Genomic DNA, 24,081 nt, shown 5'->3' with positions numbered 1-24,081 from the left:
TAGTACATTAAGTTTCTGTTATTGTAATAATATCAATAGAATATAAAACTATTTTTAAACCACTATCCATTGAGAAAAAAACTTATAAAGCTTTTTAAAATATTAGTATTAAGTATTCTTGCCTTGATCGTTATTACAATTGCCACTTTATATTTTTCTTTACACGAAAAACTTCCTGAAGGTGAAGCAGGAATTAAGGCTGATAATTTTGCATTAAAAATTCAAAATGCTGTCAAACATGATCAATATATAAAAACAGATTATTTACAATGGACTTTTAGAAATAAAAATCACTATATCTGGGACAAACGAAAGAACACAGTACAAGTAGATTATGATGGACATAAAGTAATTCTTGATCTTGATCACCCAGAAAGAAATAAGCTTGTAAATCCTGAGCATTTCTCGGATAAAATTATAAAAAAAGCCCTTGCAAATTTTAACAATGATTCATTTTGGGTAGTTGCTCCCCATAAATTATTCGACAAAAAAACTACTCGACAATTAATTACATTAAAAGATAACTCCAAAGGGTTATTAGTAACATATTCCTCTGGTGGTACAACTCCCGGTGATTCTTATTTATGGAAAGTTGATTCTAATTATCGTCCTATTAGTTATAAAATGTGGGTTTCTATAATTCCTATAGGTGGTATTGAAGCCACATGGGAAAACTGGATAGACACAGATAGCGGAGCGCACCTCTCTCAACAACACAAACTATTAGGCTTTGGAATTCCAATAACCAATCTAAAAGCATGGAACGATTAAAAAATATACAAAACTTTTTCCATTAAGTAATGTGATCATTTTAGTGCTTATTTATTTTTAGAACTATCCCCAACAAATTGCTGAGATTTATTCTTAAATAGCACATTGAATGTTGTTAAACTACCATAAATTCTTGTAATATATTGTTGTAAATCTATTTTATCTTGATCATCAAGTTTTGAACTATTAATTTTTTGTTCCATAACCCTGATCCTATCTCTCACCATAACTATTTTATGAAAGAATTTATCTATAGGTAATTCTTTTGATGACAGATTCTGATCTCCTGGTTGCAAAATTAGGTTTCCCCCTTTCCATTTATCAGCAATAGGAATAATTTCTGAAACATCACTATATCGTTTTAAAATATCTCTTAAGGCCTTCTCTACTTCGCTAAAACTCACAGTATCTACTTCATCTTCAACCCCCTCTATAACTTCATATTCATCATCAACTCCTATGGTCTCCAGTCCATTTTCAATAAAAGTTACCCAATACATTTTTGAAGTCACATTAGTGACGACACCTAATCCAAATTCTGGATGTTTTATTCTGGATCCTATCCCTAAAATCATAATTATATTTTTTTTTAAAAATAGTAAGATTAGTATTAATTAGAAAAATTAATACTGCAAAAAAAGCCAGGAAATGAATGTCGATTACCAACTCATTTGTATATAATGAAATTAAATTTTGATACTTTTTCTTCTTCAACATCAGTCGTATTGCGATTATTTTGCTTCTCTTTAAAAAAATAAGATTCAATTAACAAAACTGAAACTAAACCTATTTTACAAAACGCTCTCAAATAACTACATTTGCAATCTTGGTTTAAAATTTATGGTCGCATCAGAAGAAAATATTGAGGTTTTAGGAGCACGGGTTCATAACTTAAAGAACATTGACGTTACCATACCTCGCGAAAAATTAGTAGTAATTACCGGATTATCAGGTTCTGGAAAATCGTCTTTGGCTTTTGATACTATTTATGCAGAAGGGCAACGACGATATATAGAAACCTTTTCTGCCTATGCAAGACAATTTTTGGGAGGCCTAGAACGCCCTGATGTAGATAAAATTGATGGACTTTCTCCTGTCATCGCTATAGAACAAAAAACAACAAGTAAAAGCCCTCGCAGTACAGTAGGAACAATCACAGAAATTTATGATTTTTTAAGACTGTTATTTTCCAGAGGAAGTGATGCATATAGTTATAATACTGGGGAAAAAATGGTAAGCTATAGTGATGAGCAAATCCAAAACCTTATAACAAAAGATTTCACTGGAAAAAAAATAAATATTCTAGCTCCCATTGTACGCTCAAGAAAAGGACATTATCGTGAACTTTTTGAACAAATCGCTAAGCAAGGATTTGTAAAAGTTCGTACAGATGGTGAAATCAAGGATATTACCAAAGGAATGAAACTCGATCGGTACAAAACTCATGATATTGAGATTGTAATTGACCGATTAATGATTACAGAAGGTCAAGATAATTCAAAACGTCTAATGGAAACCATCAATACCGCAATGTATCATGGTGATGATGTTTTAATGGTTATTGAAGAAGGTGCTAAAGAAGCTCGTTTCTTTAGTAGAAATCTAATGTGTCCTTCTAGCGGAATATCATATCCAAATCCTGAACCCAATAACTTTTCCTTTAATTCTCCAAAAGGAGCATGTCCAAAATGTAATGGGATTGGTAATCTTTATGAGGTTAACCTAAAAAAAATAATACCCGATGATTCTTTATCTATTAAAAACGGAGGGTTAGCTCCACAAGGGCCACAAAAGAATAATTGGATTTTTAAACAGTTAGAATTAATAGCTCAACGCTTTGATTTTAAACTCAGCGATCCAATACATAAAATCCCAGAGGATGCAATGGAAATTATTCTTCATGGAGGAAAAGAGAAGTTTAGCATAGATAGTAAAACCTTAGGGGTAACACGAGAATATAAAATTGACTTTGAAGGCATAGCTACTTTTATAGAAAACACCTATAAAAATAATGACTCCACTTCTTTAAAACGATGGGCAAAAGATTTTATGGACAATGTGCAGTGCCCAACATGCGAAGGATCACGATTACGTAAAGAGTCACTATACTTTAAAGTTAATGAAAAGAATATCGCAGAATTAGCTGCAATGGATATCATAGAGCTTTCAGAATGGTTTATAGCACTTCCTGAGCTCTTAAGCGAAAAACAAAAAGCCATATCTGGAGAAATATTAAAAGAGATTAATGCCAGACTTCGTTTTTTGATTGATGTGGGTCTTACCTATCTTTCTCTTAACAGAAGTAGTAAATCCCTTTCTGGAGGAGAAGCTCAACGTATTCGTCTTGCTACTCAAATAGGTTCTCAATTAGTAGGAGTTTTATATATTCTTGATGAACCAAGTATTGGGTTACATCAAAGGGACAACGAAAAATTAATCAACTCTCTAATTCAATTACGGGATATAGGCAATTCTGTTATAGTTGTTGAACATGATAAAGATATGATCGAACGTGCCGATCATGTTATTGATATAGGACCTTTAGCAGGAAAACATGGAGGCGAAATTATTAGCGAAGGTACTCCTCTGGATTTAAAACTTCACAATACATTAACAGCTGACTATCTAAGTGGTAAAAAACAAATAGAAATACCTGCAAAAAGAAGAAAAGGAAATGGAAAAACTATTTCACTAAAAGGAGCAACAGGAAATAATCTAAAAAATGTTTCTATAGACATCCCATTAGGAAAAATGGTTGCAATAACCGGAGTTTCCGGAAGTGGTAAATCTACGCTTATCAATGAAACGCTTTATCCTATCTTAAATGCATATTATTTTAACGGAGTAAAAAAACCAATGCCATACAAAAGCATAAAAGGGCTTGAACATTCTGATAAAGTAATTGATATCAACCAATCTCCAATTGGTCGTACTCCAAGATCTAATCCTGCCACATATACCGGAGTTTTCTCTGAAATACGAAGCTTATTTGCTAAAACTCCGGAAGCAATGATCAGAGGATATAAACCTGGGCGTTTTAGCTTTAATGTACAAGGAGGAAGATGTGAAACTTGTAAAGGAGGAGGCTTACGGGTTATTGAAATGAATTTCCTCCCAGATGTGTATGTAGAGTGTGAAACGTGCCAAGGAAAACGTTTTAATAGAGAAACTTTAGAAATTCGTTACAAAGGTAAATCCATCTCAGATGTACTAGAAATGACTATTAATGAAGCATGTTTATTTTTTGAACATGTTCCAAAGATCTTCAGAAAATTAAAAACTATACAAAATGTTGGCTTAGGATATATTACCTTGGGCCAACAATCCACTACCTTATCTGGTGGAGAAGCACAACGTATCAAACTGGCTACAGAATTATCCAAAAGAGATACTGGTAATACATTTTATATCTTAGACGAACCCACTACAGGGCTACATTTTGAAGATATTAGAGTACTAATGGATGTATTGAATACATTGGTAGACAAAGGAAATACAGTCCTCATTATAGAGCACAATCTTGATGTAATTAAAATGGCTGATTATATCATAGATATTGGTTATGAAGGAGGAAAAAACGGAGGAAAAGTTGTAGCCAAAGGTACTCCAGAAGAAATTATAAAAGATAAAAAGAGTTATACTGCTAAGTTTTTAAAGAAAGAACTAGGCGTTTTAAATTAAAGCATACGATTTATGAGAAAAGAACAACACCATAAAGGTTGGAACGAAATAAAAACCAATGATTCCTGGGCAATCTTCAAGATCATGGGAGAATTTGTAAATGGATTCGAAAAAATGAGTAAAATTGGACCTTGTGTTTCAATTTTTGGATCAGCACGTACAAAAGTAGACGATAAATATTACCAACTAGCTGTAGATGTTGCCAAAGAAATTGTAAATCAAGGATATGGAGTAATTACTGGTGGTGGCCCTGGTATTATGGAAGCTGGAAATAAAGGCGCTCATTTAGGAGGTGGAACTTCTGTAGGACTAAACATTGAATTACCATTTGAACAGCATGATAATCCATATATCGATAGCGATAAAAGCCTAGATTTTGATTACTTCTTTGTTCGAAAGGTAATGTTTGTGAAATACTCTCAAGGATTTGTAGTTATGCCTGGTGGATTCGGAACATTAGATGAGTTATTCGAAGCGATAACATTAATACAAACTAAAAAAATTGCAAAATTTCCTATTATATTAGTAAGTACTGAGTTTTGGGGGGGACTTATTGATTGGGTTAAAAGTACATTACTTGAAAAGTTTAGCAACATAAGTCCGGGAGACTTGGATCTTATTCATGTTGTAGATACCCCCAAAGAAGTATTAGATATCTTAGATAAATTCTATGGAGAATATAATTTAAGTCCAAACTTCTGAAACATTTTATTATCAAATGAGTTACTTAAATTGAATATTAACACAAATAATCACATATTAAGGCATAGCTTTTTTAAAAACAATTTAAATCCAGCTCGTATATAAAGTGAGTTTTATAATTGTTCTATTTGTTAAAAGCACTTTTTATTAAATCTAAGAATTGAATATTAAGAGACTATATAATTTCATAATTGTTTTTTTTGCGTTGACTATTACGTCATCAGCGCAGCATAGTATACTTATAAATGCTCAATTGGATCCTCAAAAAAAGATCTTAACAATTGAGCAAGAAATTACCTATACAAATACATCAAATGATACGCTTTCAAAAATATTCTTTCATGATTGGGCGCATAGTTTCTCAAATAAAAACACTCCGCTAGGGAAAAGATTTTCTGAAGACTTTTTAAAGAAATTCTATTTTGCAAAGGACAATGAACGAGGGAGTTCTGTAATTCAAAAAGTAACTGATTACAATTCTCAGCCTTTATTATGGAGTCGCTATAACAAGACTCCCGATATTATATGGATTGAGACCTCCCAACCTATTTATCCAGGGCAAAATCAAACTTTTCTTTTAAAATACCAAATCAAAGTACCGAGTAACAAATTTACACGGTATGGATATCATGCAAACGGAAATTTTAGTTTAAAATATTGGTATATCGTTCCTGCTGTATATGATACAAAATGGAATATTTATAGCCATAAAAACTTAGATGACTTGTATGCCCCACTGGCAAATTATAAAATAAATCTCACTATTCCAGAAGAATATGAGGTCATGAGTGAGTTAAAAAAAGAGACGATTTCATCTTCAGGAGAAAAAACAAATAAAACGATCCAACTTACAGGAGATAATAGAAATGAAATAAATCTTTACATTGAAAAGAACCTTTCGTTTTATAGTTTTTCTACAAATGGTACTGAATTGGTTAGCAATATAGATGATAATGATCTAATGCCAAAAATGAAATCTGTAGCTATAGACAGAATTATTACTTTTTTAAATCAAAGGTTAGGCCCTTACCCTTTTGACAAATTATTGGTTTCTGAAAATGATTACAAAAACAATCCTGTATATGGCTTAAACCAGTTACCTGATATCCTAAGACCTTTTCCAGATGGCTTTCAATATGAAATAAAGCAATTAAAAACAATAACTGGAAATTATCTTGAGAAAACACTACTTATCGATCCAAGAAATGATACCTGGGTAAAAGATGCTATACACATCTACTTAATGATGGCATATACAGAAAAGTATTATCCAGAAATGAAAATTATTGGTAAGCTTAGTAAAGTAATTGGCATAAGATGGTTTCATGCAGCAGATTTGGATTTTAACGATCAATATTTTTTAGCTTATAAAAATATGGCCAGATTATTCTTAGATCAATCTCTTACCATGCCAAGAGATGAGTTGGTAAAATTTAATAGAAATATTGCTAATTCATATAAAGCAGGAGTTGGATTTAAATACTTAGAAGATTATTTGGGAGACGATAATATTGTTGACCAAAGTATAAAAGACTTTTACACGCAAAATGTTCTAAAACACACAAATTCAAACGCATATAAAAAAGTACTCTCATCATTGTCTTCTAAAGATATTGAGTGGTTTTTTGAAGATTTTATTGCAACAAACAAAAAACTAGACTTTAAAATAAAATCTGTTAAAAAAAGAAATGACTCTCTTGAGGTTACTATAAAAAATAAGAGCGATAATACTATGCCCGTATCGCTTTACGGCTTTAGAAAAAAAGAACTAGTTTCTAAAACATGGGTTACAGAAATTAATGATACCAAAAAAGTAACAATTGCTAATGAGGATATTAGTAAACTTATATTGGATTATGATCAAAATATACCTGAGGTAAATAGAAGAAATAATTATAGAAACTTAAAATGGATATTTAACAAACCTATACAGTTCAGATTTCTTGAAGATGTTGAGGATCCAAGATATAGTCAAGTTTTTTTTATTCCAGAAATTGAATTTAATGTATATGATGGTTTTACTTTAGCTTCAAAATTTTACAATAGATCCATTATACGACGAAATTTTGAATACAATATATCCCCTGCATATGGTTTTAAATCGAATAAACTATTAGGATCAGCATCTATTTTTAATAGACATCAAATTGCAGATTATGGATTATATCAGATACGATATGGTGTAAGTGGAAGCATGTTTAGTTATGCTCCCGATTTATTGTTTAGGCGATTTTCTACCTCTGTTAGTTTTCGTTTCAGACCAAAGGATTTAAGATCAAATGAAAATCAAAGATTAACTCTTAGAAACATTAATGTCTTTAGAGAAAGAGATGAAGAGAACCCTGTTGTCACTCCTGATTATAATGTATTTAATGCCAGGTACAGATACTCTGATTTTAATCTTATTAATTTTTTAGGATATACAATCGATTATCAATTATCAAAAAACTTTAGCAAAGTATCTACAACCATAAATTACAGAAAGTTGTTTCTAAATAATCGTCAGTTAAATCTAAGATTATTTGCTGGCACTTTCCTTTTTAATGATACAGAGAAAGATGGAGATTTCTTTAGCTTTGCTCTGGATAGGCCAACAGATTACTTATTTGATTATAATTATTTAGGACGTAGCGAAGATACTGGTTTTGTAAGCCAACAAATTATTTTGGCCGAAGGAGGATTTAAATCTCAACTAGATTATCCATTTGCAAATCAATGGATTACAACATTCAATGCAAATACAAACATCTGGAATTGGATTTATGCATACGGAGATGTTGGTTTAGTAAAAAACAAAAATATTTCTCCCAAATTTGTATATGACGCAGGCGTTCGATTAAGCTTAGTTGCTGATTATTTTGAAGTTTTCTTTCCAGTAGTTTCAAATAAAGGATGGGAAATCTCACAACCCAACTATGAAGAACAGATTCGATTTATTATTACGCTAAGTCCAGAGACATTGATAGGACTTTTTACCAGAGAATGGTATTAAGAATATCCAAGACATCACATAAATGTGAAAATTTTGCGCATTTGTTAATCAATCCTTAAAATACCACCCAAAAAAGACAATTTGCTAATAAAAAAGCATTTTAACCGAATTATATTCAAAAAAATTAAGAGTTTTTACCTTGCAAATGGCGTCTATTTTAACTAAATTTGCACCCTATAAAAAAATCGTTCACATGCAGCCTGAAACCATTACTTCATCTAATATTTCATTCGAAGAATATAGAAATCAAATACTTAGCGATTATAAAATCGCATTGATTAGTAGAGAATGTAGTTTATTAGGAAGACGTGAAGTATTAACGGGTAAATCAAAATTTGGAATTTTTGGAGGAGGAAAAGAACTCCCTCAACTTGCAATGGCAAGAGTTTTTCGTAATGGAGATTTTAGATCTGGATATTATAGAGATCAAACCTTTATGATGGCTATCGATCAATATACTATAGAACAATTTTTTGCTGGCTTATATGCACATACAGATATCCAAAAAGAACCTTTTGCTGCTGGAAGACAAATGGGAGGCCACTTCGCCACCCATAGTTTAAATGAAGATGGCTCTTGGAAAAATCTAACTCAACAAAAAAACTCTAGTTCTGACATCTCTCCTACGGCTGGACAAATGCCCCGTCTATTAGGTTTAGCTCAGGCATCAAAGGTATACCGCAATGAAAAGAGTGTTGAGAATCTTACTAATTTTTCTACTCAAGGAAATGAAGTTGCATGGGGAACTATTGGTAATGCCAGTACAAGCGAAGGCTTATTCTGGGAAACAATAAATGCCGCAGGAGTTTTACAAGTACCTATGGTAATTAGTATCTGGGATGATGAATATGGAATTTCTGTACATGCAGAACACCAAACAACAAAAGAAGATATCTCTTTAATTCTAGAAGGTTTCAGACGAGATGAAAATCATGAGGGTTATGAAATTTTAAAAGTAAATGGCTGGGATTATCCTTCGTTAATGAGCACTTATGAACGTGCAGAAGAATTAGCTCGGGAAAAGCATATTCCTGTTATTATTCACGTAAAAGAACTTACCCAACCTCAAGGGCATTCTACTTCTGGATCGCATGAAAGATATAAAAGTGAAGAACGATTAAATTGGGAGCGTGAATATGATTGCAATAAAAAATTTAAAGAATGGATCATTGATCATAACATTGCAACAGTAGAAGAGTTACTTGATTTTGAGAAAGCAGCAAAAAAGGAAGTAAGACAAGGAAAAACAAATGCCTGGAACGCTTTTATATCTGAAATAAAATCTGAACAAAAAGAAGCACTCGAAGTATTAAAAGCTGTTGAAGAAAAAAGTGCTAATAAAAACTTTATCTCTCCTCTTATTACTTCGTTGGCATCAAAAGAAGAGCCAATTCGAAAAGACATTCTCGAAGCCACAAGAAAAACATTACGCTATCTCACGAAAGAAAATTTTGCAGAAAAATTGACGTTGCAAAATTGGATCAATACATATATCGCAAATATCCAGCCTAAATACAGCGATCATTTATACAGTGAAAATGATAACAATGTTATCAGCATCAAAGAAGTGTTACCTGTTTTTGATAACAATGCAGAACTAGTAGATGGCAGACTTATTATCAGAGATAATTTTGAAAAATTATTCGATAGAATTCCAGAAGCTTTAATTTTTGGAGAGGATAGTGGTAAAATTGGTGATGTAAACCAAGGACTAGAAGGTCTTCAGGAAAGATTTGGTCAAATTAGAGTATCTGATACTGGTATTCGTGAAGCTACGATAATTGGACAAGGAATTGGGATGGCCATGAGAGGGCTAAGACCTATTGCAGAAATCCAGTATTTAGATTATATCCTATACTGTATACAAGGATTAAGTGACGATCTTGCCACATTACGATATAGAACTTTTGCCAAGCAAAAAGCTCCATTGATCATACGAACTAGAGGTCATAGATTAGAAGGGATATGGCATTCTGGTTCTCAAATGGGTGGTCTTATTCATTTACTTCGAGGAATTCACATTCTTGTACCAAGAAATATGACTAAAGCCGCAGGATTTTATAATACATTGATGGAAAGTGATGAACCGGCATTAGTAGTAGAATGCCTTAATGGTTATCGTCTAAAGGAAAAGATGCCTTCTAATTTATCTGATATCAGAACCCCGATAGGTGTTGTTGAAACTATAAAAGAGGGAAGCGATATCACTCTTGTATCTTATGGTTCTACACTACGATTAGTAGAACAAGCTGCAAAAGAATTATTATCTGTTGGCATTAATGCCGAAATCATTGATGTCCAGTCCTTACTCCCTTTTGATATACATCATGATATCGCAAAAAGTGTATCCAAGACCAATCGATTATTAATTATTGATGAAGATGTACCTGGTGGTGCTACTGGTTATATTTTACATAAGCTTATTGATGAACAAAATGTTTATCAATACCTAGATAGTAAACCACAAACATTAAGCGCACAACCACATAGACCTGCTTTTGGAACAGATGGAGATTATTTCAGTAAACCTTCTATTGAAGATATTTTTGAATATATATACTCAATAATGAATGAAGCTGATCCTGCTGCTTATCCAAAATTAAGATAACAGGTTATTGGAAATCTTCGATTTTTAATCGTTTTCCATTTTTATAAGAAATCACAAAGATTTTCTTATCAAACCCAGACCCTATTAACATTTTTCTAAAATTTTGGGCTTCAGGTAAGGTTTCAAAAATACCTAAACTCATTTTATAGAACGAAGTGTCACTATAAATCAGTGTATTTGTAAATTTTTCAGAAATTGCTGGCATATTTTTAGCATTAAATGCTTTAAGTTGCACAGAATATACTGTATCTCTTTTGATTAAACTTCTATATAAATATAAATTTTTAATTTCCTTAAGTTCTACTTTTTCTTTTTTTAAGGTTTCTAATTCCTCTTTTGCCGAAGTTAGTTCTTGCTTCAATAAAAGGAGTTCATTTTTCTCCTTTGCTATATCTTCTGATGGAGGTTTACTAAAATAAAAAGCATTAGCAACTAAAAAAATTGCTAACAGAAACAGAACCAAGGAAAAGGATCCGAATAATCGATTAGATTTTTTACTTTTTTTCAGCTTATCAGACTCTACATCCAGAAGGTCTTCAAGCTTTTTTTGTTTAATTTCGGCTTTTTCTATCTGGTAATGCAAAGATAGAAGATCCTCATCTTTCATAACTTTCATTGTGGGGGTAGCTTCAAAAGTTTAGTTAGTTATTTCTAAAGATATATTCTAAACAATGCTTAAGGGAGTCTCTTTTGGGTTATTTTATAAACGATTCCATTATTTATTTCCAAAATTAAAACAGGTTTATCCTTAATAATTTTCTGGAAAGCTTTCAATGGAAACCCATTAGAAATGCGATTGACACTTTCAATCTTCACCCTCGCCTTATCGTCAAGTTCTAAAATTATTGACTTGGAACTTTGGTTATGAATATAATAATTATTATATAAAAAATACAACGTATCTCCATTTTTATCTAAATCATACTCAGCTTCACCGTATTCTTTAGCTTTTTTAACTGCTTTTCTACCCTGATAATACTCTATTATATCTGCTTCAATAAAAACAACATCATTGCTTTTATAAACTTTATTTATGTAACAATATTTTCTTTCAAACTTAAGTTTGGAATTATCCCCGATTGTATCTGTAGCAACTTCTATATCTGCCGCCACCCCTTCTTGAACACCATCAACCGTAACCCTTGAGAGATCACTAATAGTATCATTGATATCTGACAAATCTTTGTTTTGGTATTTTGAGATATCTGTTTTGAGTCTACTTACCTCTCTTTGCAATGAATCATTTACAAATAGTAATTGCTCAATATCCTCGGGGGTTGCAGAAGATCCATTATTAGTATATGCAGTATTTGTATTAATTACATAAATACTTCCTGCAGTTAATAATAGCATTAAAAACAAGATGAAAATAAAATAAAAATTACGCCTCTTTTTACTTTTTTTCAAATCCTCAGAAATAGACATAAGTCGATCTTCCAGTCGCTGCTGCTTGATATCAGTTTTTTCCATCTGATAGTGCATCGATAAAAGCTCTTCTTCTTTTTTGTCCATATGCTACAAAAGGTAATTCTTAACTTAAATAAGATAATTATTTATTTAAGTTATGGCATCCATTTAATATTTTTAAAATCTGGTTTTCTTTTTTCCAGAAATGCATTTCGTCCCTCTTTCGCTTCATCCGTCATATAAGCTAACCGTGTAGCTTCTCCTGCAAATACTTGCTGTCCCACCATACCATCATCAGTAAGGTTCATTGCAAATTTTAGCATTTTGATCGATGTTGGAGATTTTTCCAGAATCTCTAACCCCCATTGGTATGCAGTATCCTCTAATTCTGCATGCGGAATTACCGCATTTACCATCCCCATTTCATATGCATCTTGTGCTGAGTAGTTTCTTCCTAAAAAGAAAATTTCTCTAGCTTTTTTCTGTCCTACCATTTTAGCAAGGTAAGCTGATCCATATCCTCCATCAAAACTAGTAACATCTGCATCAGTTTGTTTAAAAATTGCATGCTCTTTGCTAGCCAAAGTAAGATCACAAACAACATGGAGACTATGCCCTCCTCCTACTGCCCATCCAGGCACCACCGCAATAACTACTTTTGGCATAAACCTTATTAATCGTTGTACCTCTAAGATATTTAATCGATGTCTACCATCGTCTCCTACATAACCTTGATGCCCTCTAGCATTCTGATCTCCTCCACTACAAAAACTATATATCCCATCTTTTGTAGAAGGCCCTTCTGCTGATAACAAAACAACCCCAATAGACGTATCCTCTTGCACATCATAAAAAGCGTCATAAAGTTCACTTGTGGTTTTAGGTCTAAAGGCGTTACGAACATTAGGCCTATTAAAAGCTATACGTGCAATTCCTCCTGATTTTTTATATGTGATATCTTCGTATTCCTTTACAGTTTTCCAATCTATTGAACTCATTATGTATTTTTTTGTATCTTCAAAAATAATACAATATAATATACCAAACTATATGATTTTAGGGGTAAATACCTTAAATTTTAATTTTATTTAAAACAAAAATAGAATTTAGCATAGTTTTTGATGTTTTTTTCATCAATTGATAATATATTTACCTTTATGAAGATCTTTTTAGCAGTATTTATCGGAAGTATTAGTTTTTTATCATACGCACAAGAAAATCCCATACAAACTATCTCTATAGAATGGGAGCAATTAAGTGCTCCTATATCTTTTGCTAACAAAGCGTTACCAACAACAACATATCAGTTAATGGAGGTAAATCTGGATATAGATTTAAGACAACAGGCTTTAAGAAAACCGGCCACAATGTTTCTTGAATTACCCAAAAGTAAAATAGTTTCACCAAAATACAGTGTTGCAATCCCACAGCCAAAAACATCTGGTTTTACTATATCTGGTAGTGGTTACAATCCAAATACTAATGCCGCAGGAGGTATAAAAAACATAGCCTATAAAGATGCTAGCCTATATAGCGGAGCCTACTGCCCTATTACCGGGTTAGCTTATTAGTAACTGAAGAACTAACTCATCAGCTCACATAGTGATTTTAACCCAGTCTTTTTTGATTGTATCATTTTAGTTCTATTCTACAATTCGAATCCCATCTTTTTCAATAGTAATTTTTCGAGCTTTATACAATGAACCTATTGCCTTTTTAAAGCTTTTTTTACTTAATTGAAAGACTTCCTTTATATCTTCTGGATCAGATTTATCATTTAAATCGATAAATCCTCCATTAGCTTGCAACTCTTTTAAAATTTGTTCTGCATTTGGTTCTATACCTCTATACCCATGTCGTTGCAGTGTAAGATCTATTTTACCATCCGGCCTTACCTTTTTTACAAATCCTTTAAATCGATCCCCAGGAGTAATCTTCTGAAAAATTTCATCTTCATATATTAGCCCTAAATGTTTTTGGTTTACAATCATATTCCATCCAAATGGAGATGGATGAGAGGCAATTAAATCAACTTCATCATAAGATGACAATAACACCAGAGAATTATCCAAAAAAGCATTCGTCTTGCTTGAAGCCAATAATCTATCGGTTTCATCATCAAGATACACATATACTAGATACCAATTTCCTTTCTTCATTTTATTGGCTTGTTCTTTAAAGGGAACAAAAAGGTCTTTTTCTAAACCCCAATCTAAAAAAGCACCAACTTCAGAAACACTTGTACATTTTAGATATGCAAAAGACTTTACGGTAGCATAGGGCTCCAATGTGGTAGCCACAATACGCTCTGAACTATCCAAATACACAAACACCTTTAGAAGATCTCTTATCATAAATTCTTCAGGAACATATTTATTCGGCAAAAGAACTTCATTACCATCTTCATCACAGAGATAAACGCCCTGATCTCTTTCTCTCACAACTTCTAATGTATTATACGCACCAAGCTTTAGCATTCTTTTATTTTTTGCGCAAAGATAATTCTTTAATCTTCCTGTTTACTTAAATTCAATAAAAAAAGGTGTACACAATAGCATACACCTCTTTTTCGTAAAATATCGCATACTATTTATATGCAGATTCTTTTCCAAAATGTTTTGTTAATAGATAATAAACAACAGCTCTATATTTGTTACGGTTTGACTTACCATATTTATCTATTACAGAAGCGATTGCTTCATCTAGTTTTGCACCATCAGATAGTCCTAATTTCTTGATTAGAAAATTTTGCTTTACTGTCGCTAATTCTTTTTCATCACTACCAGAAACTGTAGAAGCATCACTATTATAAATTGAAGGGCCACATCCAATAGTAACTTTAGTTAAAAGATCCATATCTGGAGTCTCTCCTATTTTATCTTTAATATCGGCTGCATATTTAGCAATTAATTCGTCTCTTTTACTCATAAGATGATAATGTTTTAGGTTTTTAGTTATTTTTTACTTTACTATATCAAATATAGATGAATTATAAATGAATAATTAATCCATAAAGTATATAAAAACGTCTCTTTTAGTTGAAATGCTTAAAATAATCGATTAAAGTACTATCATTTTGTTTTCTAGGTGTAAAAACTTCTAATAACTGAGGCAAACTATCGTTACTATATATATTTTTAATCTCTTCAACAGTCTCTTCGAGAGTATTTGCAGCATGGTATTCAAAACCATACATTTTACATAAATGTAATGCGGTTAAACCATGAGTGGTTTCAAAATATTTGGCAAAATTATCACTCTCTTCCTTACCTGGTAAAATTCTAAATATCCCTCCTCCATCATTATTAATAATAATGATTTTAAAATTTGATGGTATATATTCATTCCACAACCCATTACTATCATAGAAAAAACTAAGATCACCAGTTATTAATGTTGTTGGTATTCCTGAGGCCAATGCCGCTCCGATTGATGTTGACGTACATCCATCGATACCACTTGTACCTCTATTACAAAACACTTTGAACGATGATTTCAACGAAAACAATTGAGCATAACGCACTGTAGAGCTATTACTTAATTGAATCATTTGTTGATCCGGAATTCCATTAAAAATAGATTCAAACACCTTAAGATCTGTAAAAGGAATTTGACTTAAATAAGTATCGTGATCTTTTCTTCTTTGATTTCGTACTGAAATCCAATCTGCTTTATACGTACTTTTTACAAACTCTGCATTTTGCAAAAAGCTTGAAAAGAATTGGTTGGGTTGTAGTTTTACATGCTCAGTAAGGCAAAAATAAGTATCATATGCTTTTTTTGAATTAATATGCCAGTGAGACTTGGGTTGATATTGACGCAAAAAACCTTTAATCCTTTTGGATACTACCATCCCGCCAATAGTTAATAAAACATCTGGTTGTAACATCTCAAATTCGCCCGGATTTAAAGTAGAAATCAATTGATCAATACAATTTACATGAGAATCATGATGAATATTTGATGTAGTTTCTGTTAATACTAATACAGATGGATCCTCTGCAAAATACTCTACCCATTTTTGATCAACGGTCCCAGGAGAATTCACACCTATCAATATCATTTTACGTTCTGCATTATTCCACTCCCTTAACATTTCGGATTGTAGATCATCAGAAAACTTATAATACGAGTATTCTAAGGGTATATTTTTAGGAATAACTGTAGGCTGATCCAACTTATCATACAAAGGTTCATAAAAAGGAACATTAATATGTACAGGGCCATTTTTTTCTAACGCAGCATTTAGTGCAATGTTAATCTCTCTTTCATTATGCTTTTGAGCCTCATGTTGCTTTTGACGTATTTTTACATCATCAATTGTAGTTTCTGCAACAACTTCTGAGTATAAGTTTGCAGAATATGTGATATGATTCTCAAATACATTTTTCTGTCTAATCGTTTGTCCATCTCCAATATCAATTCTTTCTATTGGTCGATCTGCACTCAATACTACTAATGGAATATCACTATAAAAGGCTTCTGAAATTGCAGGATAATAATTTAATAATGCACTTCCAGACGTACATAACAGTATCACTGGTTTTTGAATCTGTTGTGCGATACCCAATGCAAAAAATGCAGCACATCGTTCATCTACAATACTATAACATTTCATCTCAGGATGTTCGCTAAAACCAATAGTCAAAGGTGCATTACGAGATCCTGGTGAAATAACAATATGATAAATTCCTTTTGCCTCACATAAGGCAACAATAGTTTGTGCTAAAGGAATCTTTGAATATAAGCGTTTCTTCATTCGAATCGCTAAATTACAATATCATACTAATTTAAGCCAGATTTTTTAGGTAATTTAAAACAAAACTTTTTTCATTGTTTCTGTTTTTTTTACTGTTTCTTCCCACTCTTTCTCTGGCTCAGAATCTTTAGTAATCCCTCCTCCTACATATAAAATAGCTTTATCAGGTTTCATTTCCATACAACGAAGATTTACAAATAGACTAGATTCTATTTTTCCATTTCTATTTACATTTAATTCTCCCAGAAAACCAGTATAATACTTTCTATCATATCCCTCATATTCGAGGATAAAAGATTTTGCATCTTTTTTAGGTAAACCACACACAGCAGGAGTTGGATGAACTATCTGTATTACTTTTGCTATATCAGAACTTGCTGTTTTTAAAACCACTTTGATATCAGTTCTCAAATGCAAAAGCGTTCCTGCACGATATGTATATACATTTGACGATTCTATACGTTTAGAAACAGGAGTTAGTTCGTCCAGAATAAAATCGGTAACCATTTTCTGTTCTTCGATCTCTTTATCCCCCCACTCCACATTCATTTCACCAAGATAAGGTTGTGTACCCGCAAGTGCCATGGTATAAAAGTGATTTTCTTTTACATGAAGCAATGTTTCTGGCGTAGCTCCTAGCCACATCCCAATTTTAGGATGATACCAACAATACACAAAAGCTTTAGGGTAATTCATCACTAATCGTTTGTAAATTTCTAATGCATCATTATTTTCACAAACAACTTCTTCTTTTCGCGATAAGACTACTTTTTTAAAACATTTTGCTTTGATAGCATCAATTCCCCGTCTAACCAGTTGCATATGCTCTTCTTTAGCACTAGATGCTAAAACAGAATCGTATTTTACATCATTTTCATTTTTATCAATATTGGTCGGTGAAGTAATGGTAACAGTATAACAAATACTTTTATCCATTGGGATAAGTACTGTTTTTTCTAATGTATTAAATGGTGCAAAAACAAATCCCGAAATCGTGTTATCTTTATACTCATACAACTCATCATCTTCCTGTAGAAAAACATCTATTTCTTGAGTATTAGCTTTTCTATATATAACAAAAGGAAGTTCTGCTTTTAACTGCTTCTTAAGGTCAGTATAAACATTATCTATGTTCATCCTACTTAGTTTTGGGAAGTGCAATCGTTGTTAACTTTACAACTGAGATGAGTTGATTTTCTTCACCTCTGATCTTTATATCCCATAGCTGAGTAGTGCGCCCTGGGTGCACAATTTCTGCTTTTGCAAACACATATCCTTCCTTGACACTTCTAACATGATTTGCAGAAATTTCTATCCCTCTAATATAAAATTCCTTTGCATCTAAAAACATAAAAGAAGCTGCACTACCAACACTTTCTGCAAGTGCAACCATAGCTCCCCCATGTAAAACACCATCTGGCTGATGTACTCTAGGTGTTACTGGCATCTTAGCTACCAAATAATCTTTACCCACTTCACAAAAAGAGATATCCAATGTCTCCATAAGTGTATTTTTACACATTTTTGCGCATTGCCTCAGTATTTCTTCTTCTGTCAAATTCATATACTATAAAATTTAAAACAAAAGTATACAATGCCTTTTAATAATTCTAACTATATTTGATCATTATTTTAACGAACGTTCAATAAAATGCCAAAAATAAAAACATCCAAAGAAGAAGTATTACAAAAGGTGATTCCGATTCTAAGAACTCGAGGAGTTCAAAATAGTAGTATGAGCGAGCTTTCTAAAGCCTGTGGTATTCAAAAATCCCATTTTTATTATTATTTCAGTAATAAAGAAGAATTGATAAAGGAAGTGCTGGCTTTAGTACATAGCTATTTTAATTACAACTTCTTTAAAATTATTCAAAGTGACACCCTCGATATTCAAGAGAAAATTACAAAGATCAAGGGGCTTATGAATAAAATTTTCAAAGTTTCAGAGGGAGGATGTATAATGGCAAATACTGCATTAGAAACCATTCACCTTGATCCAATATACAAAAAAGAAATACGATTATTTTTTCACGATTTTATTTCTGGATTACAATATCTACTAGAAATTAATCATGAACCTGACAACGCATTGATGTTAGCAGAGCAAATAGTTCAAGATATAGAAGGTGGGATATTATTGATGCAAGTTTATGATGACTCAAAGTATCTTAATAATGCCATTATAAGAATGGAAAAACTAATTCTAAATAAATAATTAAAGACTACTATGTTTAATTTCTCAACCTTAAAATTACAATCAACATGGAATCTTACACTATAAAATCATTCGATGGGTATCCAATATCAGTTCATGAATTTACTCCTAAATCTCCCAATTATAAAACTATAGTGTTTGCTCCTGCTGTTGCTGTTCCTCAAAAATTTTATTTTAATCTGGCAGAACACCTTGCAGAAAAAGGATGTAATGTATTTACCTTTGATTATCGCGGAATTGGAACTTCAATTTCGCGAAGTATCCAATCCTTAAAGGAGCACGGCTTTTTTTCCTGGGCAATGGATTTTAAGTCGATATCTAAATATGCAGCAGAAGAGTATCCTGACAATGAGAAATATATGATAGGCCATAGTTATGGAGGAAATAGTATTGGATTTAGCGATGCATACCAATATTATGACAAATACATTACTATAGCATCACAATTTGGATTCTACAAACACTTCTCATTAAGAATGCGAATATTGATTTATTTAAATTTCAAACTTTTTGTACCTATAACCACATCTCTTCTGGGATATTACCCCTCTGGCTGGTTTGGATTAGGCAAACCTCTTACCACTAAAGCAGCTAAAGACTGGGCTATTTTCCTACTACATCCTGATTCTATGTTATATTTCACCAAAGAAAACATGGATACTTATTATGAAAACATAAAAGCCCCTATGCTTTTGGTTAGTATTGATGATGATCTTTTTGCTCCTAAAAAATCTGTTGACATTCTTGGCAATCGAGTATACCAAAATGCAAATGTCACTCGAAAACATTTAAATCCTTCTGATTTTAATTTAAAAACAATTGGGCATTTTGATTTTTTTAGAATTAAAAATCGAGATATCTTGTGGCCAATAATTAGCGATTGGTTTCAGCTTAATTAAAAATATCACACTTTTTATTATAACCCTTATGAATAACTCTGAAAAAGAAATATCTTATACAACAACAAACACCTACTCTACTTTAAATAGTTTAGATACTAATACAAAAACGGTTTGGATTGTTTTTCACGGAATAGGATATCTTAGTCGTTATTTCATTAGGTTATTTGAAAGTCTGGATAAGACAGATAATTATTTCATTGCTCCTCAAGCTCCTTCAAAATACTATAAAGGTGACGATTATAGAAGAGTTGGCTCTAGCTGGTTGACAAAAGAAAATACAAAGAAAGACACTCAAAATGTATTGCGTTATGTTGATGCAATATTATCTGAAGAGAATATTCCTAAGGATAAAAATTTAGTAATACTAGGATATTCTCAGGGAGTAAGTATAGCCAGTCGATGGATTTCTTCTCGAAAAATAAACCCTGATGCTTTTGTCATTATTTCTGGTGGGTTTCCTAAAGAATTATCTAAAAAAGATTTTTCTTTTCTCAATGAAACAACAAAAATCACTCATATTCTTGGGCAAAAAGATCCTTATTTTGAAATAGCAAAAGTTGAAGAAGAAAAAGTTAGAGTAAAACACATCTTACCGCAAATTGAATTTAGAACTCATCCTGGAGGTCATGAATTAGACCCTAAAACGGTAAAAAATATTCTATAAGTTTCATTAATTCAATTAATGTCGCATTATTCTACTAGGTTCCATTTCAAAAATCGAATTTATTGCGACAGGATTCATTTCTATTTTTTTTCCTTCAGATTTGATTTTGGCTAAGACTTCTTCATTATTCTTTTTATTGATAGTTGCTATTGGATTATTAAACAACATCACATCAGTAAGTTGCTTAAGACTATATAGTGGCCACAAATTATCAATATCATTATCTTCAATCGCCAACCAGCGTAAATTTTTCATATTAACAATTGAATTTATTGATTTAATTGTATTCCTAGATACCAATAATTTCCTCATCCTAGATAATTGTTTTAGAGAGGAAATATCTTTCAATTGATTATCTCTAAGATCTAACCATTCTATACTATGCATATTCTCCAAAAAACCAATATCATCAATACTATTCCCCCTAAGCATTAGAACTCCTACATTTTGTAGTTCGGACAAGGGCGAAAAATCTACTATTTTATTGTATTCTAAATTTAATTGTACAAGCCTTTTCAATACCCTGAGTACTTTAATATCTGATATATTATTTTTCCCCAAAATAAGAATTTCTAACTGTGATAACTTTGCCAGTGTATTAATGCTAGTTACATTATTCCCCGGTATCCAAATTCCGTATAAATCCACTAACTCTGATAAAGGAGAAAGATCTTCTAATTGATTGAAAGCCATATTAAAATGGGTTAATTTTTTCCAGTAGCGAACTATAGAGATATCATTAATTTTATTAAAATTAAATGTTATCCTTTTCAGATGTATTAATGTACGTAAAGGGTTTATATCAGAAATTTGGTTCCTATCTAACGCTAAGCTTTTTAAATTAACCAAATCAGATAATGGATGAAGGTCATGAATTAAATTTCCATTTGCGCTAAGTTTTTCTAAATTTCTAAGTTTTTGCAATGGTGTTAAATTTATTATCTTATTATTATCAAGGAATAAAACCTTTAAATTCTTTGCATGTTCTAATCCTTTGAGATTGGTAATTCCTCTTCCTATGGCAACAAATCGAGTTAAAGATTCTATATCTTTTATTGTTATATCTCCTGTAGGTTTATCTTGATAATCTCTTATTGCCTTCTCCAGATAAAAATCTGGTATATCAACAATCAAAGTCTTATCCTGACCATAGATTGATAAAATGAAGAAATGAAAAGCAATAATAAATAAAGGTTGTTTTGAAAGTTTCATACGTTTTATGATATTTTGATATCACAAATCTATTGCGACATCTAATCATATTAAAGTAAATCACTGTATGAAATGTCCCAAAATATAATTTGAAACTTTATTTTTTTGCATGAAGCATCTTAATATAAGATTTTGGAGTTTGCAATGTGAATTTTTGAAAAGCGCGATAAAAGGTAGTTTTAGATTTAAAACCTGAATCTTGTGCCAAAGCCAATAAAGTAAATTGATTCAAGTTTTCTGACTGAAGCTTATTCTTAACCTCTTCTACCCGATACCGGTTTACAAAATCATTAAAAGACATCTTAAAACCGCTATTAATTACTGTAGATATAACACCTGATGTTGTATTTAATTCTTTAGCCAGAACCTGTAAAGAAAGATTAGGATTGAGAAACATTTTTCTTATTTCCATAGCTTCAATAACCTTCGGGGAATAATCAAAAACTGAACTATTAATAGCTGAATAGTTATTTACCTTAAATTCTGAATATGAAGCGTAACCAATTATTGAGATTACATACACTATAAATGAATAGTATATTTTTATAAGTAAAACAAAGGGGATACCTAATAGTTCATCTAACGGGCTTCCTTTCCAATAACCATACATTTCTCCTATTACAAGCGAAGTAATATCTAAAATAGCTCCAGCAACTAAAAACAATAACAAATACCTGAGCCATTTAGAAAATTTCTCTTGATCTTTTGAGAGCCTTTCTTTCTTAGCATTATACATCAATTGACTTGCAAGCCAGGTATACATCAAAACCATTAGCAGCAACACAATATCATGTATAGTTTTAATTTGAAAATAATAAAAAGATATAGCCACTTCTCTTTTTTGAGCTATAGGTTCACCTAAAGTATTAAACCATATAATAACAAGATAGACCCAAAAAATAATAGGTATAACAAGATGTAACACACTAGATTTATCTATTTTAAAATTAAGAACGAAAATGGATTTGAAATACAAAAACAAAAGTGGAAAAATAAAAATAGAAAGGTGTGCTGGTAAAAACAATAAATTAGAATTCTGTTCGACAACTCCAGAATTACCCAGAAACATTGGAAGAAGAGATACTCCTAACACCACTAATATCGAAAGTAAAATCTTATTTTGAATTTGCCTCCAATTTCTGGTTGTCAATATCAAAAAAATCATCACTACACTTTGAAAAATCCCAAAAAGTAAAAGTGTATTCGTGAGTGTTAGATTCATTTCTATAATTTATCTTTATGTATAACTATTGCATTCGATTTTTACGTAACTTTTCTAACGCAGCTCTGCTCTTAACCGTATCATAAATTATTGTCAATTTTTCTATCTTAAATTCAGTATTAAGCTCGATAATATCAACTACTTTAAACTGCACTTTTTCTCCTTCTTTTAATTTCCATATATACTCAAAAAGCAATGAAACACGATTTGTGTTTTTTTCAAAAAATAAACCATCAAACTTTAATATAGATGCCATAGTATCATTAGCCAAATCTTTATAAAAATCGACCGCAGGTAGTACTCCATATAAAGGAGATTCTACACATCCATTTTTAGCAAAAAGATCAACTACTTTATCCATTTTACCTTTCTCCAAAAAAGAAAGATAGTCATGAGCAACTTGTTCTTTAGTCATTATTTAGAGGTATCTTTCTTTAATAATTTCACAATGATGTTTTTGATGTCCTGATAATATATACCCAGCAGCTCTAGCACTCATTGGACTTTTACTGGCTTCGCCTATCCTGGTTAGCATTTCATCTGTGAAACTTTTAAATAATGTTATAGAACTATTTCTTACTGCTACAAAATCGGATAACATATCTTCTTTACTATAATGATTTGCATTAGAATTAGGAACATAATCATCTTGTTCAAAACCCATAATAGGTGTTTGATCATTTCTTGCAAAACGCAATGCTCTGTATGAAAAAATACGTTCTGTATCAATTAAATGTTGTAATACTTCTGCAACTGTCCATTTTCCATCTGCATAAGCATAAGTCATTTTATCTTCTGGAATAGATTGTACAAAATCAACAAATTCTTCACGACTATTTTGCAGCCCTAATACAATATTTGGATATTCTGCTTTTGAGATATACATAGCATAATAAGGATTGTATTCGTTTTCGCTTATTTGAGACAACATAACTTTTTATTATAA

General features: G+C 31.6%; 22 protein-coding genes. 9 read left to right on the top strand and 13 right to left on the bottom strand.

Annotated elements, in window-relative coordinates:
* Positions 1 to 69 precede the first annotated feature (69 nt).
* A complete protein-coding gene (locus PQF96_RS17900; protein WP_109437572.1) occupies positions 70 to 771 on the top strand; it encodes a hypothetical protein in 702 nt (233 codons plus the stop codon).
* 47 nt (positions 772 to 818) lie between these two features.
* Here the strand turns inward: PQF96_RS17900 and PQF96_RS17895 are convergent, their stop codons facing one another.
* Entirely contained in the window at positions 819 to 1,346 is a 528-nt protein-coding gene (locus PQF96_RS17895; protein WP_109437573.1) for a hypothetical protein, read from the bottom strand.
* Between the two features lie 265 nt (positions 1,347 to 1,611).
* On the opposite strand from PQF96_RS17895, the gene uvrA reads away from it, so the two are divergent.
* From uvrA to PQF96_RS17875, 4 genes are all read left to right on the top strand, one after another.
* The gene (gene uvrA, locus PQF96_RS17890) at positions 1,612 to 4,452 is read left to right on the top strand and encodes an excinuclease ABC subunit UvrA (RefSeq protein WP_109437574.1); all 2,841 of its coding nucleotides are present in this window, start codon (positions 1,612 to 1,614) and stop codon (positions 4,450 to 4,452) included.
* A gap of 12 nt (positions 4,453 to 4,464) precedes the next feature.
* Entirely contained in the window at positions 4,465 to 5,154 is a 690-nt protein-coding gene (locus tag PQF96_RS17885; protein ID WP_109437575.1) for an LOG family protein, read from the top strand.
* A 253-nt stretch (positions 5,155 to 5,407) separates the two neighbouring features.
* Entirely contained in the window at positions 5,408 to 8,146 is a 2,739-nt protein-coding gene (locus tag PQF96_RS17880; RefSeq protein WP_271767670.1) for a gluzincin family metallopeptidase, read from the top strand.
* Positions 8,147 to 8,339: 193 nt separating this feature from the next.
* Positions 8,340 to 10,754: an alpha-ketoacid dehydrogenase subunit alpha/beta gene (locus PQF96_RS17875; protein WP_271767669.1), complete on the top strand. Its 2,415-nt coding sequence runs from the start codon at positions 8,340 to 8,342 to the stop codon at positions 10,752 to 10,754.
* A gap of 4 nt (positions 10,755 to 10,758) precedes the next feature.
* On the opposite strand, the gene PQF96_RS17870 is transcribed toward PQF96_RS17875, so the two are convergent.
* From PQF96_RS17870 to PQF96_RS17860, 3 genes are read right to left on the bottom strand one after another with little or no spacing between them, the layout of a single operon-like run.
* The gene (locus tag PQF96_RS17870; protein ID WP_271767668.1) at positions 10,759 to 11,370 is read right to left on the bottom strand and encodes a hypothetical protein; all 612 of its coding nucleotides are present in this window, start codon (positions 11,368 to 11,370) and stop codon (positions 10,759 to 10,761) included.
* Between the two features lie 59 nt (positions 11,371 to 11,429).
* Positions 11,430 to 12,266 carry a hypothetical protein gene (locus tag PQF96_RS17865; RefSeq protein ID WP_271767667.1) on the bottom strand — a complete coding sequence of 279 codons (837 nt, stop codon included), beginning with the start codon at positions 12,264 to 12,266 and terminating at the stop codon, positions 11,430 to 11,432.
* A gap of 50 nt (positions 12,267 to 12,316) precedes the next feature.
* Complete coding sequence (locus PQF96_RS17860) at positions 12,317 to 13,159, bottom strand: 1,4-dihydroxy-2-naphthoyl-CoA synthase (protein ID WP_200825140.1); 843 nt, start codon at positions 13,157 to 13,159, stop codon at positions 12,317 to 12,319.
* 159 nt (positions 13,160 to 13,318) lie between these two features.
* On the opposite strand from PQF96_RS17860, the gene PQF96_RS17855 reads away from it, so the two are divergent.
* A complete protein-coding gene (locus PQF96_RS17855; protein WP_143918722.1) occupies positions 13,319 to 13,732 on the top strand; it encodes a hypothetical protein in 414 nt (137 codons plus the stop codon).
* Between the two features lie 72 nt (positions 13,733 to 13,804).
* Here the strand turns inward: PQF96_RS17855 and PQF96_RS17850 are convergent, their stop codons facing one another.
* The 5 genes from PQF96_RS17850 to PQF96_RS17830 all read right to left on the bottom strand — a co-directional run bounded on the left by PQF96_RS17850 (position 13,805) and on the right by PQF96_RS17830 (position 18,484).
* Positions 13,805 to 14,638, bottom strand: a complete 834-nt coding sequence (locus tag PQF96_RS17850; protein ID WP_109437581.1) for a CvfB family protein — start codon at positions 14,636 to 14,638, stop codon at positions 13,805 to 13,807.
* Positions 14,639 to 14,747: 109 nt separating this feature from the next.
* The gene (locus tag PQF96_RS17845) at positions 14,748 to 15,089 is read right to left on the bottom strand and encodes a DUF2853 family protein (RefSeq protein ID WP_109437582.1); all 342 of its coding nucleotides are present in this window, start codon (positions 15,087 to 15,089) and stop codon (positions 14,748 to 14,750) included.
* A gap of 106 nt (positions 15,090 to 15,195) precedes the next feature.
* Positions 15,196 to 16,920 (bottom strand): 2-succinyl-5-enolpyruvyl-6-hydroxy-3-cyclohexene-1-carboxylic-acid synthase, encoded by a 1,725-nt coding sequence (gene menD, locus PQF96_RS17840; RefSeq protein ID WP_271767666.1) that lies wholly within the window; start codon positions 16,918 to 16,920, stop codon positions 15,196 to 15,198.
* A gap of 54 nt (positions 16,921 to 16,974) precedes the next feature.
* A complete protein-coding gene (locus tag PQF96_RS17835; RefSeq protein ID WP_271767665.1) occupies positions 16,975 to 18,057 on the bottom strand; it encodes a chorismate-binding protein in 1,083 nt (360 codons plus the stop codon).
* Position 18,058: 1 nt separating this feature from the next.
* Complete coding sequence (locus PQF96_RS17830; protein ID WP_271767664.1) at positions 18,059 to 18,484, bottom strand: PaaI family thioesterase; 426 nt, start codon at positions 18,482 to 18,484, stop codon at positions 18,059 to 18,061.
* Between the two features lie 87 nt (positions 18,485 to 18,571).
* Here PQF96_RS17830 and PQF96_RS17825 point away from each other — a divergent pair, with 87 nt between their 5' ends.
* From PQF96_RS17825 to PQF96_RS17815, 3 genes are read left to right on the top strand one after another with little or no spacing between them, the layout of a single operon-like run.
* Positions 18,572 to 19,135, top strand: a complete 564-nt coding sequence (locus PQF96_RS17825; RefSeq protein WP_271767663.1) for a TetR/AcrR family transcriptional regulator — start codon at positions 18,572 to 18,574, stop codon at positions 19,133 to 19,135.
* Between the two features lie 47 nt (positions 19,136 to 19,182).
* Positions 19,183 to 20,034 (top strand): alpha/beta hydrolase family protein, encoded by an 852-nt coding sequence (locus PQF96_RS17820; protein WP_271767662.1) that lies wholly within the window; start codon positions 19,183 to 19,185, stop codon positions 20,032 to 20,034.
* A gap of 28 nt (positions 20,035 to 20,062) precedes the next feature.
* Positions 20,063 to 20,701: an alpha/beta hydrolase gene (locus tag PQF96_RS17815; protein WP_271767661.1), complete on the top strand. Its 639-nt coding sequence runs from the start codon at positions 20,063 to 20,065 to the stop codon at positions 20,699 to 20,701.
* A 15-nt stretch (positions 20,702 to 20,716) separates the two neighbouring features.
* Here the strand turns inward: PQF96_RS17815 and PQF96_RS17810 are convergent, their stop codons facing one another.
* The 4 genes from PQF96_RS17810 to PQF96_RS17795 all read right to left on the bottom strand — a co-directional run bounded on the left by PQF96_RS17810 (position 20,717) and on the right by PQF96_RS17795 (position 24,066).
* A complete protein-coding gene (locus PQF96_RS17810; protein ID WP_271767660.1) occupies positions 20,717 to 21,913 on the bottom strand; it encodes a leucine-rich repeat domain-containing protein in 1,197 nt (398 codons plus the stop codon).
* A 97-nt stretch (positions 21,914 to 22,010) separates the two neighbouring features.
* Entirely contained in the window at positions 22,011 to 23,135 is a 1,125-nt protein-coding gene (locus PQF96_RS17805) for a helix-turn-helix domain-containing protein (protein WP_109437590.1), read from the bottom strand.
* A gap of 25 nt (positions 23,136 to 23,160) precedes the next feature.
* Positions 23,161 to 23,550 carry a nuclear transport factor 2 family protein gene (locus tag PQF96_RS17800; protein WP_143918110.1) on the bottom strand — a complete coding sequence of 130 codons (390 nt, stop codon included), beginning with the start codon at positions 23,548 to 23,550 and terminating at the stop codon, positions 23,161 to 23,163.
* A gap of 3 nt (positions 23,551 to 23,553) precedes the next feature.
* Positions 23,554 to 24,066, bottom strand: a complete 513-nt coding sequence (locus PQF96_RS17795) for a DinB family protein (RefSeq protein ID WP_271767659.1) — start codon at positions 24,064 to 24,066, stop codon at positions 23,554 to 23,556.
* Between the last annotated feature and the right edge of the window lie 15 nt (positions 24,067 to 24,081).

The organism is Aquimarina algiphila, from assembly GCF_947494415.1.
GTDB lineage: Bacteria > Bacteroidota > Bacteroidia > Flavobacteriales > Flavobacteriaceae > Aquimarina > Aquimarina algiphila.
Note: the sequence above shows the minus strand (reverse complement) of the source record. Positions and strands in the feature narration are given on the sequence as shown.